A 16381-nucleotide genomic window follows, 5' to 3' on the forward strand; every position below is an offset into this window, starting at 1 on the left:
GTTTCCGCCTGTTTCAGGGCAAATGCGATCTGTTCTTCGGTATAACGTGTCTTTTTCATGTCAGATGACCTCTTTTTGCAGGAGAAGAAAGGCCGAAAACTCTACTTTACGCCGGTACTGAACAAAGGGAAGAGATCACATTTTCATTTATATATTGATGGTTCATGACAAAGATAATGCCAATGTATATCTTTTGCCTTCATAAAGATAAAACTACTATCAAGTGGATTTTTTAAAAAACAAAGACCTATATAACTGTCGTTGAGGGGGTTTCTATATGGATAATATAACATGGTTTGATTTGATAAAATAATTTCACATCATTTATATATAAAGTGGAAAATGTTTTTTTTACTTATTTCTCTTAATTTTGTTTGCGTTTACTAAATAATATTGCTATCTATTTTCCTTAGAGAGGGGGGGTAAAATATGTTCTTTAATTCCATTTTATGAGGGATTGATTTAATAATGCTGCAATTTTATTTATTTTAAACCATCATATGACGTTATTTTATTAATCGGAGCATCGGAGAGTATAAGTAAGATGACCTTTTATGTAAGTAGCGATTTGGAACAGTTCGCATGTTGTGATATGCGTCGAGCATGGAATGTATTTTTGTTGACTACCTAGCGGTAAAGTGGCTGTAGGAATTTTAGTGACCTAGGGTTTGGTATACATATCTTTTTGGCTTACAAAAGTGGGGTGAGCTATTTTTTTTCTGGCATATAGTTGTTTCAACTGCTCCTTAATCCAAGAGAAATAGTGGATGTAAAATTATTTTACCAATATCTGTGTGCAAGGTTATGCATTAAAATGGTTTGGTTATGAAAATACTATTAATTTCTAACGATCGATACTTTTCTTACGGAATGCTGAACCTTCTCCAAAGTGAAGGGTTGGAATGTGAAGATAAAAAGTCAAATCAACATGTATTAGATAATATGATGGCAGACTATGATTTGGTTATCATTGATATTCCGTCGGTGAGGGAAGCTCAGATCCTACATCTATCGGATGGTGTATTAAATAACATCATTTTTGTTGTGGATATCCAGTCTACCTATATAGACTATAATTACACTCTTATATCTAAAAGAAGCACTGTAGGTGAGTTTATACAAAAAACAAAGCACTGCATGGATTATGTTGCACCAAGAATAAGTTCTGTTGATTTAAAATTTTTGCAGTTTTTTAATTCCGGGTGGGATATGTTTAAAATATCTTCTCATTTCAATATCTCATATAAGTCAGCTTATCATTTACGGTATGGTCTGGTGACAAGATTTGGTTTTCTCCGCTACCACCCATTGATTTCCATTTATTGTGAAGAAATATCTGGATTGATTCTTCATCAGAAGTCTGACTAATTAAGTAAGTTTTGGTTTATATTTAATAATTAAATAAACTAATTGCAAAGTTATTTGGTAGAGGATGGTTTTGTTGTGATGCTTCTTAGGTTAAGTGGAGTGGTTGCATTTTTTAATACATGTTCCACTGGTTATAATAAGTTGAACTGCTGATTGATAAACATGAGCGGATAGTCTGACACTTTGAGTTCAGAGTGCTTATAGGTTATTAAAATTATAGATTGAATGAAACGAGTATTATCAGAAGGATATAGTAATGAAGTCAAAATCAATCCGGTTTATATCCGGTGAGCATTGTATTGAATTTTATATTGAGTTTAATCCTCTAAAACTTGCCAACCGTGAGGTGCTTAAGATTGATAACCAGGTGGTGGCGCGCTCCAATTACTCAAGAAAACGAATTCAGAATATTCTTGTCGCAGACAGTGTTCTCAGTGGAAGGATGCACCAAATTACCGCGATTTCAGCACCGAAGAAGCAGGGCTTAACTCAGGGTCTTCAGCTACGTATTGATGACGAGTTCGTCACAGGTGACAAGGATTTGGTGATGAGAGAGGAGGATCTCTTTCCTACATATAGAGAGCCATTACTGGCAAAAGTGGCCAGTAATGGACATCCTTTGGTCCGTTTTTTAAAGGTGTATACCATCGGTCTAGTGATGCTCATAGCCTTAGTTCGTAAGCATGAGGGGCCGGATTTTTTCCGGGATATGTCAGTGGAAGGCGTATTACTTATTCTAGGCTTAGGTTTGATAATCCCCGCGCTGATTTTCCCAGCATTATGGGGGGTCAGAAAAATATTTAGGTAATGGCATCATGGCGAAATAGGTTATTTTTCTGACGGACTAATCGACCATCCCGCAGGTAGATGTTAGAGCATGATGAGATTGGCCTATGTATAAAATTGTCCACAGAAGGCATTCCTGCTGTCTTCTGGTGGAAAAGTAACTTGGTCTTTGTACGGTCATGGTTCGTGCGCTTATTGTGTAGGGCTCAAAGATAATGTCTCTTTATGTCTCTTTATGTCTCTTTATGGCTCATTAGGGATGTCTTGGTTATTGATTTTAAAATCCGTATGCCTAGTCACTGAGCTTACTACATGACGAGGTCTGTTCGAAGGTCTCAGGGCTGACGCCGCCTAGATGGTTGTGGCACCGGGCCCGGTTGTAGAAGACTTCATGTAATCGAAGTTATTATCCGCCTGGGCCAGATCCCTGGTTTTATATACGCTTTCTGATGCGTTCGTTTTTTAGTCAACTGAAGAACAATTTATCAACTGGATTATCTCAGCAGTTATTTCGCTCGCTCATGCATGGTCTCTGGTTATTGCTCGGCAGAAGCGTTGCCTGTCGTACTGGCTCCCCTGGTTAAAATGCACGATGACCATGCGTCAGCTTTTTATCGCGAACAGACGATAAGCAGCGTTGAAAAGAATATTTGGCCATAGGTCTATCAAGGATAACAAACTGATAGAACTGCCTGCCGTTATCTCAAAGATCTAAGCTTGATACCAGGTAGCTCTGAACCTCATTTTTGTCTGCCATTCAATTAGCAGTGTCGAAAGTCTGACGGATGTTTATCATATGTCTGGGGGTAAACACGGTTTTGCCTCTCGTTAATCAATCTATAAACCAAATGACTTGGCGTCAAAGAGTGTCTTAAGAAATCGCGAGATTTTTTAGCATTGTAATTCTTCTTTTTTTTCCATTCCTCCCATGTGTTTATCAATAATAAAGTGTGTTTTCTGGTTTAATATGTCGGTTTTTTATTAAAATGTAGTTAATTTAACTAAATAATATTCATTTAGCAGATTTAGATATTAATCAGGATTGAAGGTTGGGAAACTGTTTACAGCAAAAACAGGAGTAGGAAATATTATTATGAAACATCAATGCAATGCTTGAAAAACATTTCATTAACGATCGGATTAATATATTTTTTTCTGAATATATAAGGAGTTTACATCTTCATTGTATTTTTTATTATTTATTCATGGTTTGTTTTTGTTTTTTAAAATAATTTGAACCTTTTGCTTGGTGTTTGTTTTTTATTTGGTGTTTTGTTTTTGTTTTTGTTGCTTTCTTGGTTTTTTTAACTTCATGTATATTTATTTTATAGTTTGGGTTTAATTGTGGTGCTAAAACGATATGATAAATGAACAATATGGAAAATCTGAATATGGAGCAGTGACGGACATGCATATAAACAAACTGTATGGATATCTCATCGATTCCTCTGTTCTTTATTTACCATCACAACAGCAACTGATTAGCCACAGAGGTTATTCATGCCAACTAAGAAATACGATGAGCGAGTTGCTTTTTTATCTTATACAGCACTCTGAAAAAGGTGTTGTAACCGATGATGAAATCATTATTAACGTATGGGAAAGGAACGATCTTTCTGGTACGTACAACCGCTTATGGCAGGTTATGCAGAATTTAAATAGGAACCTCAGCAAGCTTGGCATCAAGAGCAATTTATTTGTTCGCGTCAGAGGGAAGGGATACTACCTGGTAAATGATAAAATAACACCGTTGTATACACGAACCGTGAAAAGAAACAGTGCTGTTAATGCGAGCGAAAAAAATAAAACTCTTCGCTATCGTGATGTCATTTAACCGGGGTTGATTCTGATTAATTAACTTTTCGATAAATACGTTCATGTGTGGGTATTATCTGTAGCCTAAATGCTGCGGTATGAATGGTCACATTTGAATAGGTTAGAAATATAATGAAGTGTCTGGGTAATAGTGCTGAATTTTAATAGCAGGGCTGACTGTGCCATTTATATATTCGGCAGTGCTCAGAAATAAATAGGTGAAGGTAATGTTAGCGATAGCTAGTTATTTAAGTAAAAAAGCGGCTACCGGCCTGATGACGGTAGCCTTGGGGCTGCTGCCACTGACCGCGGTCGCTGAAGGGGGTATCTCCATTCAGGGGACACGCATTATTTACCCGTATGGGGCTAAACAAACCACGGTCAACCTGACTAACACCTCCCGCACGGACACCTTCCTGGTGCAGTCGTGGGTGGAAAATGCCGACGGCAAAAAGAGCAAGGACTTTGTTGCTACTCCTCCGCTTTACGTCAGTAAGCCGCAGAACGGCAATACCCTGCGCCTGGTTTATACCGGCGGTCAACTGCCGCAGGATCGCGAGTCCCTGTACTACTTTGTCGCCAAGGCCATTCCTTCTGTCAGCCGCGAAGCCACGGCAGGGAAAAACTCGCTGATTCTGGCATCGGCCAACCGCATCAAGCTGTTTGTTCGCCCTGCTGGTCTCAAGCCTGCGGTTGCGGAAGCACCGGAGATGCTGACCTTCCGTAGGAGTGGTGGACAACTGGAGATCGGCAATCCCTCTCCCTACTACCTGACGTTGACGGATTTGAAAGTCGGCAGCCAGAAGATGAATTCCGTGATGGTTCCGCCGAAGGGGAAAGTCAGCGTGGCGTTGCCCGCCGGTAGCCGCAGCGTGGCCTATCGCACGATTGGCGATCACGGCGCGTTGACCCCGGTAATCACCAAAAGCGTCAACTGATATTAACCAGAACCCGATTTGCGACGGAACAGAAACAGGACAGCAGGGAGAGAACAATAATGAAAAAGAATCATCAGGCCCGTAACAACCGGCTCTGGGTAATGTCACGTCGACAGCCCTCTCTGCGTCCACTGGCTGCTCTGATACTGCTGGCCTTGCCTGCGCTGAGCTACGCGGAGATGTATTTTCCGCCGGCGTTAGTCTCTGTTGACCCCGATGCGATCGCCGATCTTTCCTACCTGACTCCGGCTGGAACCCAGATGCCCGGCAGCTATGAGGTAGAAATGTATCTCAACGGAAACTGGCTGGCTGCCCGTAGTGTGCGCTTTGTGACCGTCGACAGCGTGCCGGATACCCCCCGCGAAGTTACGGCGGAGAAAGGTAAGGATATCCGCGATGCTACCGGCCTGATGGCCTGTCTGACCCCGGACGACTGGCGTGATATTGGTCTGAAAATGGAAGCCGTACCTTCGATGACCGGGCTGGCGGAGGACCAGTGTATTTCACCGGGTCGTTATATTTCGCAGGCATATACCACGTTCGACTTCGAGAAAATGCGTCTCGATATCAGCATTCCACAGGCGATGGTGAAAAACCAGCCCAGAGGATGGATCCCGCCGGAACGTTGGGATGAGGGCATCAACGCGCTGCTGCTCGGTTACCGCCTGAACGGCAGCAACAGCCACAGCCGCAGTACCGGCATGGACAGCAGTAACCTTTATCTTAACCTGGACAACGGCCTGAACGTTGGCCCCTGGCGCCTGCGTGACAACCGAACCTGGAGCCGTTACACCACCACCGGCGGTCGCAGCAGCAGCAAGTGGAGTCGACTGAACACCTATGTCGAGCGAGCGATTATCCCTCTGCGCAGCCGCCTGCTGCTGGGAGAGACGACCACTGACGGCGATTTGTTCGATGCGTTTTCCTTCAAAGGGGCGCGACTGGCCACTGATGACAGTATGTACCCTGATACCCAGCGCGGCTTTGCGCCATTGGTGAAGGGGGCAGCATTCAGCAACGCCCGGGTCAGTATTCGCCAGAACGGCAACCTAATGTATCAGACGTTTGTTCCGCCGGGCGCCTTTGTGATTGATGACCTGTATCCGGTCTCCACTGGCGGTGACCTGGATGTGACCGTCACCGAAGCCGATGGCACCGCCCGTACTTTTGTCGTGCCGTACTCATCGGTACCGCTGTTACAACGCGAGGGGCGGATGCGCTATAGCGTCGCAGCAGGGCGTTTTCGTAGCAACAGCGATCGTTATGACGACCCGGAATTCGCCCAAGGTACCCTGCAATGGGGCCTGCCTTACAACACAACCGTTTACGGTGGTATGCAAATGGCTGAGAAATACCACGCTGGCATGGTAGGCGCCGGGGTCAACATGGCGGGCTGGGGCGCATTGTCCGCTGACTTTACTCACGCCAGCAGTGAGCTGGCGGATGGCAGCAGCCATAAAGGTCAGTCGGTGCGGTTTTTGTATGCCCGCTCGATGAATTCACTGGGGACCACCTTCCGGCTGGCAGGGTATCGCTATTCGACAAGGGGATTCCACACCCTGGACGAGACCGCCCTGAAAGGAATGTCCGGTTGGCTGTACGACTACGACTCGTTGGATGCGGAGGGCCGCCCAGTACAGCGCCCCTATACCGATTATTACAACCTGTACAACACCAAAAAGTCGCGGATGCAGGCCAATATTACGCAGCGTTTCGGTCGCTACGGCTCTTTGTATCTGACGGGAACCCGGCAGAGTTACTGGAATAGCGATAGTACCACCGACTCGTTGATGGCCGGGTATAACGCCAGCCTGGGGCCGGTGAACTACAACCTGTCGTGGAGCTACAGCAAGGGCAGTAATCAGGCACACTCGGACCGCACGGCCAACTTATCATTCTCGCTGCCTCTCAGCGCGTTGTTGCCGGGCAAGCAGGATATTCGCGGGCCGCAGACCCGGCTGACCGGTAATGCCAGCCGCAACAGCAATGGGCGCACCAGCTACACCGCAGGCCTCAGCGGCACGCTGCTGGAAGACCATAACCTCAGTTGGAACCTTCAGCAGGGCTACACCCGTCAGGGAGACAATGGTGGCGAGGACGGCGGCAGCGGCAACGCAAACGTCGACTATCGCGGCACCTATGGCAGCGCCTCGCTGGGCTACAGCTACAGCCAGGATTACCGTCAGGTGAACTACGGCATCAGCGGTGGCGCGGTAGTGCACCGCAATGGTCTGACCCTGGGCCAGCAGCCGGGAACCACCAGTATTCTGGTGGCGGCACCGGGCGCGGCAGGCGTTCCGGTCAGCAACGGCACCGGGGTGAAAACCGACTGGCGCGGCTACGCACTGCTGCCTTACAGCAGCGAGTACCGCGAAACGCGGGTCGAGCTGGACGCATCAAGCCTTGATGAGCAGACCGAGTTGGAGGAGACCTCCGTGCGGGTGGTACCGACTCGGGGCGCACTGGTTCGGGCTGACTTTAAGGCGCATAGCGGAGTACGTGTACTGATGCGCCTGACTTATCAAGGCAAGCCGCTGCCTTTCGGCACTACCGTATCAGGGAGTAATAGCAGCGGTATTACCGGCGACGATGGGGTGGTGTTCCTGTCGGGCATGGAGAGCGAAGGCGAATTGCAGGTGCAGTGGGGCAAGGGAGCGAACCACAAATGTACGGTGCGCTACCGAATAACAGAGCAGCAAATGCAGAGTTCCCCAATACAACTATCTGAAGTCTGTGTGCAGCGATAACGCACAGGGGCTTCATTCATCGGCGACCACGAACGGTCACTATATAACACAGTAAAAAGGAAAACTTACTATGGTAGTTAATTTCAAAAAAACTCTGCTGTCCGGCCTGATGGTGGCTTCTTTGGCGGTGGTTTCGGGCAATGTGCTGGCTAACCCTGTTGATGTGTCAGTTACTTTCACCGGTACCATTCTCGACAACACTTGTGATACTCCGACGGTAACGGATAGTGCCAACAACACCGTCGATTTTGGGCGTGTATCACTGTCTAATTTTGGTACCGCAATTGGTACAGAAGCGGCGGAAGAGGAATTCTCTCTTTCATTTACTAACTGTGGTGCTAGTGCCGAAGATGTGAATATTACATTCAGGGGAACAGCGGCTGCCGATAACATCTCGCTGGATAACGTATCCGGAACCGCTGCCGGTGTTGGTGTTAAAGTCTATGGTGGTCCGGCAACAGACACTGAGCTGACCATTAACACTGCGGCAATGGGGGAATACACGAGTTTGAGTTCAGGAACCGGTCCGCACTTGGTACCTCTTAAGGCCAAGCTGGTTAGAACTACAGAGGGAGCAGTTACGGCGGGGACACTGGATACACAAGGTATTTTGGTCGTGCATTATCCATAACGCAATCTCCGACGGGCATCCTGTATGAATAACGCATGGTTTGCCGTATTTAGCTGGCTGTGCCGTTAAAGAAGGACAGCGCCACCGAATGCTAGAGTCTGGCATCTGTGGTGGCGCTGGTGGAGGAATGGCCTGGAGCTTTCGGGAGATGAACCCGGAAGAAACGTTTTATTTCCGCTATATGGACGACTTTTTACTGCTGACGCGAACGCGCTGGCAACTGAGCCGGGGAATTGCGCGGCTGGCTGAGTATCTGGAACTCAGCGGCTTTGAGTGCTACACGGATAAAACTCAGACCGGCAGGCTGGAATACGGCTTTGACTGGCTGGGACTGTGGTTCGGGCCGGATGGCACGACGCCATCGAACCGGGGTTTACAAAGCCACCATGACCGATGTCTGCAGCTTTTTGAGCAGGCCCGTAGCAAGGTTTTTCCGACCAAGAAGCAAAATTACGGGTGCAGAGATACAGGGAATTATGGAAGAAAACTATCAACAGGAGTATAGCAAGTGCCTCTGACAAAATATTGGACCTCCTTAGCGCTCGTGCTACTTGTCGTCTCGCCCGCCAGCCTGGCCGATTACATAGTGGTGAGCCCTGATGGGGATCACGTACAAAGTGTGTATGTCGACGAAAGTTCTCCCGGTACCTCTCGGGTTTATAGTGGAGGATTTGTCTACCAGTGCTTTCGGGGTAATTATGCTAGTGGTGGAACCCAGGCTCCTTGTGCCGGCTTTGGAACTGAAACTCTGAATGTCCGGTGCTCTATTGAAGGGGAGGGAAATCCTATGGACGAAGGTGGGACTCGTTTGTCGCTTTACTGGGCTGCCGGAGGCGTTCCTGGCGCAACCGTGGGAGAAAGAGGTTATTCTGAATATGCCAATACTAGTGGAATGGCGTCGCTGTTGTGGAAGATCGATTTTGTTCCTGGGATATATGCGGGCAGATCCAATTTCTCCGCAGTCTGCAATATGGATTTGTCTGGTGTTAATGAGATCAGGACGCGGAATGGTGTTAAATTGACTGAGCCTTCGTATACATTTCAAGTGAGTCTGGGGTTTAAGTTCTACTACGGTGTTGAAATTAGCCGTCCCGGGCATGTGAGGGGACAACTGGGTGATACCTTGGAATTTCCGTTTACTATGAGGGTGCATAGTCGCTATGTAGGGAGCTATGGGCTGGATTGGTCAATCAATGAACCATGTGACCGATGGGCGCCACAACTACATGTTGCCGACGGTGGAGGCGGGGGAACTGTGGTTCTGACACCGAATAATGTAGACTCGGCCCTGGTAGCAGACAACCTTATTAATGAACTAAAAGTGTCTGTCACACCGGACCGTATTGGTGAATTTCAGTGTGTGGGCACCTTGACCCTTACACCGAATTAGTGATTTTCAAAGGTGCGTTTCTGATTTTTCATGTTGGTGGGTATTCAAAATTAATTATTACGGACAGGGGTATGATTATTTGTAAGGTGAAATTTTATAAGTACCGGAAATTTTAACGATTAATGATAATTTTCATTGCAAGATTTTTAACCATCCAAAGTGAAATGCCACTCCCATCAATTGTAAGAAAGGAAAGATACATATTTTGTGTCTGGTGATATTTAAGGTTTAAAGGGTGAGGAATAAAGAAGGGAAAAATCGTGGAGTAAATAGCGTTTCAAATACAGGAACAACTATTCTTTTTTATTTATAAACACAAGGAGTGTAATCATGAAATACCGACTGTTATTTAGTTCTGTACTCGTTTGTTCCACACTGGTTCTCTCTGCCTGCGACAGCAGCAGCGATAGTGCAGTGGATGTCAACAGCACCAAAATTCTTGACGGTAAAGCGTCCATTGTGCTGCCCGAGGGATACAAGAGAATGCCAGATGAGATGCTGGTGAAAAAATATGATACAGCGCAGCGACCAAAAGAAGCCTGGTATGTAGAAAGCGAAGGCGGAAAGGTGACCCTGGCCTTCAGCATGACCGCCAGCCCGATGAAAGAGTCCCAGCTTCCGGAATTTGCCGGGGTGATGAAAAAGCAGCTGAGCGCATTTTCACCGGAAGCCTCTGAAGTTACCGTAAACGGTAAAAAAATGCAGCGTCTGCAGATGACCACGCCGGATGCGGGTAATCCCGACGGCGGGATTTATAACGTGATGCAGTTGTCCTCCCTTGACGGCAAACTGTTAATTACCACGTTTAACAGCACCACGGACCTGAAAGACAAATATAGCGCTGCGGGTGTGGAAGCACTCTCCTCGCTGAAATACTGAGCACATCCGGGGTAACGACGTCGCCCCGGACAGGAGAATAACCCGGGCACCACACGGAGGACAGATGAACAAGGATATCTTGCGCAGTCAGGTTTACGCCTTGCTGACAGTGGTAATGTGGTCCGGTGCTTATGTGTATACCAAAGCCGCCTTACTGACCTTTTCAGCCGGTACTCTCGGGCTGCTGCGTTGCGGGGTGGCAACGCTGTGCCTGATGACTTTGCTGGCCTGTCATCGGCAGCTGGCAGTGGCCTGGCGCGATATCCCTGCTTTTATTCTTTCTGGCACGTGCGGTTTTGCTCTCTATTTTTTAGCTTTTAATACCGGCAGCCTGTTCCTTAATCCGACGACTGCCAGCATAATTATCGCTCTGTGTCCTATAATAAGCGCACTTCTTGCACGGGTGATATTTAAAGAAAAGCTGCGCTTACGACAGTGGCTGGCCACGCTGGCTGCGTTTTCCAGCGTGGCATTTATTGTGCTGCAGCAGGGCTCGTTGCAGGTATCGCAGGGAGTTATCTGGATGCTGGGGGCCGCCGTTCTGTTGGCTGTCTATAATATGATGCAGCGCCTGATGACTCGGAGGATTTCAGCCCTACAGATGACGGCTTACAGCTTTTTGTTTGGCACATTGTGGCTAATGGGATATGCCTCGGAAGCGCTGAACGAGCTGCACCGCGCACGGCCGGGGCCGATGGTGTTGGTGTTTCTTTTGGGCATTTTCCCCGGTGCATTAGCATACGTTACCTGGGGAAAGGCGCTATCACTGGCAGAAAATACTGGGCAGGTGACGAACTGGATGTTTATGACACCATGCCTGGCGCTGTTGCTGGAATATGTCGTTACTGGACATTATCCCGATGTAGCGACGATTATCGGCGGGGGCATTATCCTGCTGAGTCTGCTAATTTTCCTGAAAACAGATAAAAAATCATGAACGATAAATGCGAAAGAAAAAACCAGTATGCAGCGCTTTTATCTGGTTGTTCTGCACTCTGATACGGAGCTCGGAGGTGATTTAGTATAATGATATATAAGTGGTTTTATCACCTTCCGGTTGTGCTGATGTACGGTCTGTTATTGTTTTCCGTTTCCCACGAACTGAGGCAGGCGTTTGTGTCGCCACTGAGAAAAAACGACAGGAGATCGCATAGAATTATATCTGCTGCTCTTACCTTTATTTTCGTCACGGCTTATTTTAATATTTATCGGTGCATTAGGTTTTATAGGACCCATACCGGTTATCATCTACCGTGAGCAATGACTATCAGAGGATAAAGCTATGCTGCTCTAGATTAAAGGTTACTTATGGCCACCTATAATCTCAGGCCTGCGGTTTGAACTACCATTATTTTTTTGGTTTACCTGCCGTGCCGGTCGCAATCTTGAGTAGGCTGACATATTTTTTTTGGGCGTTGCTCTTGGGATATCTATTCTTGTGCTAGCAAAGAAGGTAGAAGGGATATATATCCGTAATAAGTATTTTTATTTGTGAAAGTGGTGAAAATATGATATGTAACAGCCAGTTTCGTGGCGTTATTTCATCATTTTAAGTAAGAAGTATCTCTCCGTTTCTGTTTGCTACAACAGCATATGTGGAAAATTATCCGGAACCCAAGGGTGCTATTTATATATTTTTAACGCTCATGTGTCTTATTATCATCTCGAGTCCATCGTTTCATTATGTTAATGGAACTGTTTCATCAAAGGGATGCGCGTGAGTCCGTCAGTTTTCTTGGTGTTTATTTTACCGCTTTTATTGCTTTCCAGTGTCTGAAAAACTCGCCAGAACTCAGCCCATACATGCAACAGAGTGACTAGCACTGACATATTATCAATATCTAGTTTACGTAGTATGTTTTTTCTGTGAAAGCTAATCCTTTTGTTACTTATGCCTTGTTGATTTCCTATATCGATTAAGCTGATTCCGTGATGAATACCCCGTATTATCCGTTCTTCCATTTCTGTTAAGGCATGCTTTTTAGGCCAGTAAACGCTTTCCTTGGCTACGCTTGAGAGAAAATAATAAAGTTGATCCAAAGTGGCATTGCGTGGGAACGCCTTATATCGACTGTTATTCAGAGCAGTAAATGGATCATGGCATGTAATGTTAACTATTGATGTGCTCATAAAAACATAGAGATTATCTTTCCCTGAGTCAATGATCCAAATGTTATCTTTTTTAGCTAGCGGTAAATAGCGTTGTAATTCAACCAGTCCAAGGGTAAGAAATTCATCAGAAGAAAAAATATACATATCTTTATACCTCCATCGAGTTTAACGCATTCACAAACTTAAAGTCCTCATTTAAATATATACGGGCTATCTATGAGGCATCTCCTGTTAGCAGCATTATTAATGTTTAGGGCTACATCCAATTATTATGGTATGACTTATTTATAAATATAGCGATGTTAATATCGTTATAACTAACGTTATCCACTCGTCATGGATGTCAGTTCTAATCTTCCCGTATTTAGAGAGATATAATGAACTTTATTGATACAATAACTGGTACGTTGATTTCCATTGTGGTATTGTAAGCTACATTGCTCTTGAATATACTATAAAAATATTTTTTGATAGAAAGGTAATTTCAGATCGCCTATTTTTTATTTAATTAAGGCTGGATTAACTCATGTCTATGCTGTTTTTCTTTTGGACCTTAATGTTAGTTTTATTTTTGGTATAAAGTGGAATTACCCTGGCAGGAACAAGGTAATACCCTTGTCCTCTGGCACGTATAAATAATTCTCTTTGAATACCAACCTTTTCCAGTTTGCTTTTTAAACCCCGCATTACCTGCCAAAGGCGACTGTAGGAGCCGGACAGATTGTTCCTTTCCCATACACTAAAGATAATATCGTCATCCGTAACAATCCCTTTGTCAGCATTCTGCATAAGATAATCAAGTAGTTCGCCCATGGTCTTTCTTAAGTGGCATACCTCGCCACGATTGCTAATAACCTGGTGTTGTAAAGGTAAATAGAGAACTGAGGAATCAATAAGATATCCATATAATTTACTCATATGCATGTCCGTAATCACTCCATGTTCAGATGTCCAGAGGTTCCGTTTATTTGTTTATCATATATCTAAATCATACTATTTAAACCCATACTTTAAAAAAATAATTTATGAAGTTTAAAGTGATGCCTAAACCCAGTGAAGCAAGATCTAATCTTGTTTTTTTGTTTTATTTAAATGGATGTAACGGTGATGATAAAAATCATCACGGAAACTCACATCTCAAAAAAAATAATCCTATGAAGATGAAAGTGTCTTTTATACATCCAAAACCAAATATTAATCTTTTTGTTAAATAAATGTTTAAAAGATTCGCGTGAATAACTTATATAAGATGTTCTCCTATCATCTTTACTTGAGTTAAAATTTATCTCTTTGGCTGTTATTTTTATATCTAAAACTGCAACCTTTCGTTTATTTAGTTTGTTTGTCTGTTTTTTAGTTTATTTAAGGTTTGTTGAGCTATTTTTCAGCTTTTTTACATAAATGATATGGTGAAAAAAGTAAAGTCTTCTCAAGTTATTGTGAGAAAGGCTCGGGAATATCTACGAAAATGTATCGCATGCAGATAATCCTAATCTGATGGAGAGGGAGAGGGAGAGGGAGAGGGAGAGAACTTGTCGAACCGACCAAAAGATCTTGGCATCTTTGAGCCGGGATAAAATTTTAGTGGAAGGATAATAGGAAGGGGGGGGATATCCAGCAACTGTTAACGCAAACTCGGCATAGTGACGCTGTTTAAAATCAGGCGGACCGGTTGTACAAGCGAATATGCTCCAAGATTGGCAACGTGACGGAATGTATTTATCTGAATGGTGGCATGATAATGGCTCCGGGCGGAGCAATATGTACGAGGATAAACTGAATGAAAATACTGAATAACATGCATGTATCGCCAGCAGTCCCATGCTGCGCAGTGGAAACACCGGGGGGAATGTCACACTCCTTTATGTAGCATTGCCTAATCTTTAGGGCTGGCCGTTCAGGAACTGGCTACACCTCTGTTTTGCATGAATAAATCCATGCATACTCTGAACCGAATACCAGTAGACCATCGTGGATTTTCTTCATTCTGAAGTTACGTGATTCTCTCGTCTTGATACCAAAAATATGGTTATTCAGGTGTTCAGGAGACTCATCAGTAAAGATCGGCTGAATCATGACGAGCGTTGCTTGATACAGCTCATTATTTAATCGATTAAACTGATATGTGCCTTGTCGGTAAATTTTACTCATAGAGCCATCTTTCTGATGGTAAAACCCTTTCATTGTCATGCTTAAATTTTTATTTTGAACGTTAATTTTTATATTGGCTTTTATATATTCCCCATCGTTGATTTGGATGTTTGATTGGCCAGAACAGGAGAAAGTCTGCGAGTTAGAATAGAAAGTGCGCCCAAGCAGGGAAATAGATACCATCAATAATGTTATGATTACACTCATCGTAATCCATCTTTTGCTTATCATATTATATTCCTGTAAAGGTAACTATGACACTCTCTTGTATTTGACTCGGAACTACGGCAGTGTATAAGGGATTCAAACTTTGTTTTAATTGAGTCATTGTCAAGATAATAAACAGTATCTTTTTTGTCACATAGCAATGCTGTCTTTTTTAATAATTTCTCAACGTTACTTTTTGCGTCATTATCTTTGTTTATTATATGAACCTCACAACCATCGATATTCACTACCTCGTTTGCATTTTCCGTGCTTAACAACCGTATAAGGCGAATGTCAAAAAAACAAAAAAGTAATATGATCGAAAATATAAAGCAGGCTACTAGCATGGTTTTTTTGTTATTTTTTATATTGATTTTTTTTGTATTGGCGTTGGCCTTGTTATCGTTGATAACATCCAGTCTCACTTCATCTGATAGTAGGACGCCTACTCTTGGCTTGGTGACCAGTATGTCCTTCTCAATGCCCAAATCACGGAATCCTTTCCTCAGCATAGATAGGTTCTGACTCAGATTACTACTGCTATCTACCAGTTCATTTTTTTTAAAGATATCATCGAGTAAACGATCACGGGGGATTGCAGAGCCCTTGTTTTTAATTAAATACTCCAGGAGATTACTTCCTGGTATATTTAACGGTATGATATCATTGGTTTTAGCATGGATAAGGCAATGCTCTCTGGTGTTAAATTCGATAATATCTTCAAAGATATAGTTCATATCCCACCCCACGACTAAAAGGCGGTCAATATAGCATTGTTATTTTATATAATCTTAAGCTTTTTTACATGTTTGAATGGTTATGTATTCTTTTGTAATTAATAATAAAATCACTTATTTTTATAAACGTTCTCGTTACATATTTTTGTTTAATCACTAACAAAAGGGGTATTGTTATCTTATCTCGACGCTAGGAAGAGATGATTATTACAATCAATCCATTCTGTTTTCTTGTCAAGCATTTATCATGGGCAGGCGAGACGGTTACTTCAACAATTCCGTGGTGGCTCAGGCTTTGCTTTATCTAATCATTTCACGGTAACTGGCTGAAATCTCTTCGAGTATAGCGGATGCTTGATTCGAGTAATACAGTAAATTCGCTGACTTTCCTCATGATTCCGAGGCAAATGAAATGGTTTAGTCACCCAGTTTTCGGGACAATCGATTAGCCACAATGTTTAAATAGATCCAGCATGCATCTGTCTTGTTCTAAATGACCTATCAGTCATTGTTATAGCGAGCTGGTAATCCAGCTAATTGGGATCTCAACCTGAATTTTTACTACGGTTATCAATTTGCTGACAATTGATGAGACTGCGAGCCCGAACATGATCTATTTA

The 16381-nt window shown here is 44.0% G+C and carries 13 protein-coding genes and 1 pseudogene; 9 read left to right on the forward strand and 5 right to left on the reverse strand.

The annotated features are described in order from the left end of the window. Window positions 1-825 precede the first annotated feature (825 nt). Both ACCC84_RS20895 and ACCC84_RS20900 read left to right on the forward strand, forming a co-directional pair. Window positions 826-1368: a P-loop NTPase family protein gene (locus ACCC84_RS20895; protein WP_371902229.1), complete on the forward strand. Its 543-nt coding sequence runs from the start codon at window positions 826-828 to the stop codon at window positions 1366-1368. A gap of 256 nt (window positions 1369-1624) precedes the next feature. After that, window positions 1625-2176, forward strand: coding sequence for a hypothetical protein (locus ACCC84_RS20900; protein ID WP_371902230.1), 552 nt, complete (start codon window positions 1625-1627; stop codon window positions 2174-2176). Window positions 2177-2446: 270 nt separating this feature from the next. Here the strand turns inward: ACCC84_RS20900 and ACCC84_RS20905 are convergent. Continuing rightward, window positions 2447-2751 (reverse strand): annotated as a pseudogene (locus tag ACCC84_RS20905) (IS3 family transposase); the annotation flags it as partial. Window positions 2752-3514: 763 nt separating this feature from the next. On the opposite strand from ACCC84_RS20905, the gene ACCC84_RS20910 reads away from it, so the two are divergent. From ACCC84_RS20910 to ACCC84_RS20940, 7 genes are all read left to right on the forward strand, one after another. Beyond that, on the forward strand, window positions 3515-3988 hold the full coding sequence (locus tag ACCC84_RS20910; RefSeq protein WP_371902231.1) for a winged helix-turn-helix domain-containing protein: 474 nt from the start codon (window positions 3515-3517) through the stop codon (window positions 3986-3988). Between the two features lie 208 nt (window positions 3989-4196). Continuing rightward, window positions 4197-4907 (forward strand): fimbria/pilus periplasmic chaperone, encoded by a 711-nt coding sequence (locus tag ACCC84_RS20915; protein ID WP_371902232.1) that lies wholly within the window; start codon window positions 4197-4199, stop codon window positions 4905-4907. A 59-nt stretch (window positions 4908-4966) separates the two neighbouring features. Next, a complete protein-coding gene (locus ACCC84_RS20920; RefSeq protein ID WP_371902233.1) occupies window positions 4967-7654 on the forward strand; it encodes a fimbria/pilus outer membrane usher protein in 2688 nt (895 codons plus the stop codon). Between the two features lie 70 nt (window positions 7655-7724). Further along, window positions 7725-8285: a fimbrial protein gene (locus ACCC84_RS20925; RefSeq protein ID WP_371902234.1), complete on the forward strand. Its 561-nt coding sequence runs from the start codon at window positions 7725-7727 to the stop codon at window positions 8283-8285. Window positions 8286-8433: 148 nt separating this feature from the next. Then, window positions 8434-8790, forward strand: a complete 357-nt coding sequence (locus tag ACCC84_RS20930) for an RNA-dependent RNA polymerase family protein (protein ID WP_371902235.1) — start codon at window positions 8434-8436, stop codon at window positions 8788-8790. Window positions 8791-10005: 1215 nt separating this feature from the next. Then, window positions 10006-10554 (forward strand): hypothetical protein, encoded by a 549-nt coding sequence (locus tag ACCC84_RS20935; RefSeq protein WP_371902236.1) that lies wholly within the window; start codon window positions 10006-10008, stop codon window positions 10552-10554. 64 nt (window positions 10555-10618) lie between these two features. Beyond that, window positions 10619-11491, forward strand: coding sequence for a DMT family transporter (locus ACCC84_RS20940; RefSeq protein WP_371902237.1), 873 nt, complete (start codon window positions 10619-10621; stop codon window positions 11489-11491). Between the two features lie 749 nt (window positions 11492-12240). Here ACCC84_RS20940 and ACCC84_RS20945 read toward each other — a convergent pair. From ACCC84_RS20945 to ACCC84_RS20960, 4 genes are all read right to left on the reverse strand, one after another. Continuing rightward, window positions 12241-12810: a helix-turn-helix transcriptional regulator gene (locus ACCC84_RS20945; RefSeq protein ID WP_371902238.1), complete on the reverse strand. Its 570-nt coding sequence runs from the start codon at window positions 12808-12810 to the stop codon at window positions 12241-12243. 375 nt (window positions 12811-13185) lie between these two features. Then, on the reverse strand, window positions 13186-13584 hold the full coding sequence (locus ACCC84_RS20950) for a winged helix-turn-helix domain-containing protein (RefSeq protein ID WP_371902239.1): 399 nt from the start codon (window positions 13582-13584) through the stop codon (window positions 13186-13188). Between the two features lie 990 nt (window positions 13585-14574). Then, window positions 14575-15048, reverse strand: a complete 474-nt coding sequence (locus ACCC84_RS20955) for a hypothetical protein (RefSeq protein ID WP_371902240.1) — start codon at window positions 15046-15048, stop codon at window positions 14575-14577. Then, window positions 15045-15761: a winged helix-turn-helix domain-containing protein gene (locus tag ACCC84_RS20960; protein WP_371902241.1), complete on the reverse strand. Its 717-nt coding sequence runs from the start codon at window positions 15759-15761 to the stop codon at window positions 15045-15047. The genes ACCC84_RS20955 and ACCC84_RS20960 overlap by 4 nt, the downstream gene beginning before the upstream one ends. Window positions 15762-16381 lie beyond the last annotated feature (620 nt).

The sequence above is a fragment of the Serratia odorifera genome (assembly GCF_041448735.1).
GTDB lineage: Bacteria > Pseudomonadota > Gammaproteobacteria > Enterobacterales > Enterobacteriaceae > Serratia_F > Serratia_F odorifera.

What these genes read in the sequence shown, in the direction of transcription:
- ACCC84_RS20895 (WP_371902229.1), top strand. Translation starts at nt 826, where the DNA reads ATGAAAATACTATTAATTTCTAACGATCGATACTTTTCTTACGGAATG.
- ACCC84_RS20900 (WP_371902230.1), top strand. Translation starts at nt 1,625, where the DNA reads ATGAAGTCAAAATCAATCCGGTTTATATCCGGTGAGCATTGTATTGAA.
- ACCC84_RS20910 (WP_371902231.1), top strand. Translation starts at nt 3,515, where the DNA reads ATGATAAATGAACAATATGGAAAATCTGAATATGGAGCAGTGACGGAC.
- ACCC84_RS20915 (WP_371902232.1), top strand. Translation starts at nt 4,197, where the DNA reads ATGTTAGCGATAGCTAGTTATTTAAGTAAAAAAGCGGCTACCGGCCTG.
- ACCC84_RS20920 (WP_371902233.1), top strand. Translation starts at nt 4,967, where the DNA reads ATGAAAAAGAATCATCAGGCCCGTAACAACCGGCTCTGGGTAATGTCA.
- ACCC84_RS20925 (WP_371902234.1), top strand. Translation starts at nt 7,725, where the DNA reads ATGGTAGTTAATTTCAAAAAAACTCTGCTGTCCGGCCTGATGGTGGCT.
- ACCC84_RS20930 (WP_371902235.1), top strand. Translation starts at nt 8,434, where the DNA reads ATGAACCCGGAAGAAACGTTTTATTTCCGCTATATGGACGACTTTTTA.
- ACCC84_RS20935 (WP_371902236.1), top strand. Translation starts at nt 10,006, where the DNA reads ATGAAATACCGACTGTTATTTAGTTCTGTACTCGTTTGTTCCACACTG.
- ACCC84_RS20940 (WP_371902237.1), top strand. Translation starts at nt 10,619, where the DNA reads ATGAACAAGGATATCTTGCGCAGTCAGGTTTACGCCTTGCTGACAGTG.
- ACCC84_RS20945 (WP_371902238.1), bottom strand. Translation starts at nt 12,810, where the DNA reads ATGTATATTTTTTCTTCTGATGAATTTCTTACCCTTGGACTGGTTGAA.
- ACCC84_RS20950 (WP_371902239.1), bottom strand. Translation starts at nt 13,584, where the DNA reads ATGAGTAAATTATATGGATATCTTATTGATTCCTCAGTTCTCTATTTA.
- ACCC84_RS20955 (WP_371902240.1), bottom strand. Translation starts at nt 15,048, where the DNA reads ATGATAAGCAAAAGATGGATTACGATGAGTGTAATCATAACATTATTG.
- ACCC84_RS20960 (WP_371902241.1), bottom strand. Translation starts at nt 15,761, where the DNA reads ATGAACTATATCTTTGAAGATATTATCGAATTTAACACCAGAGAGCAT.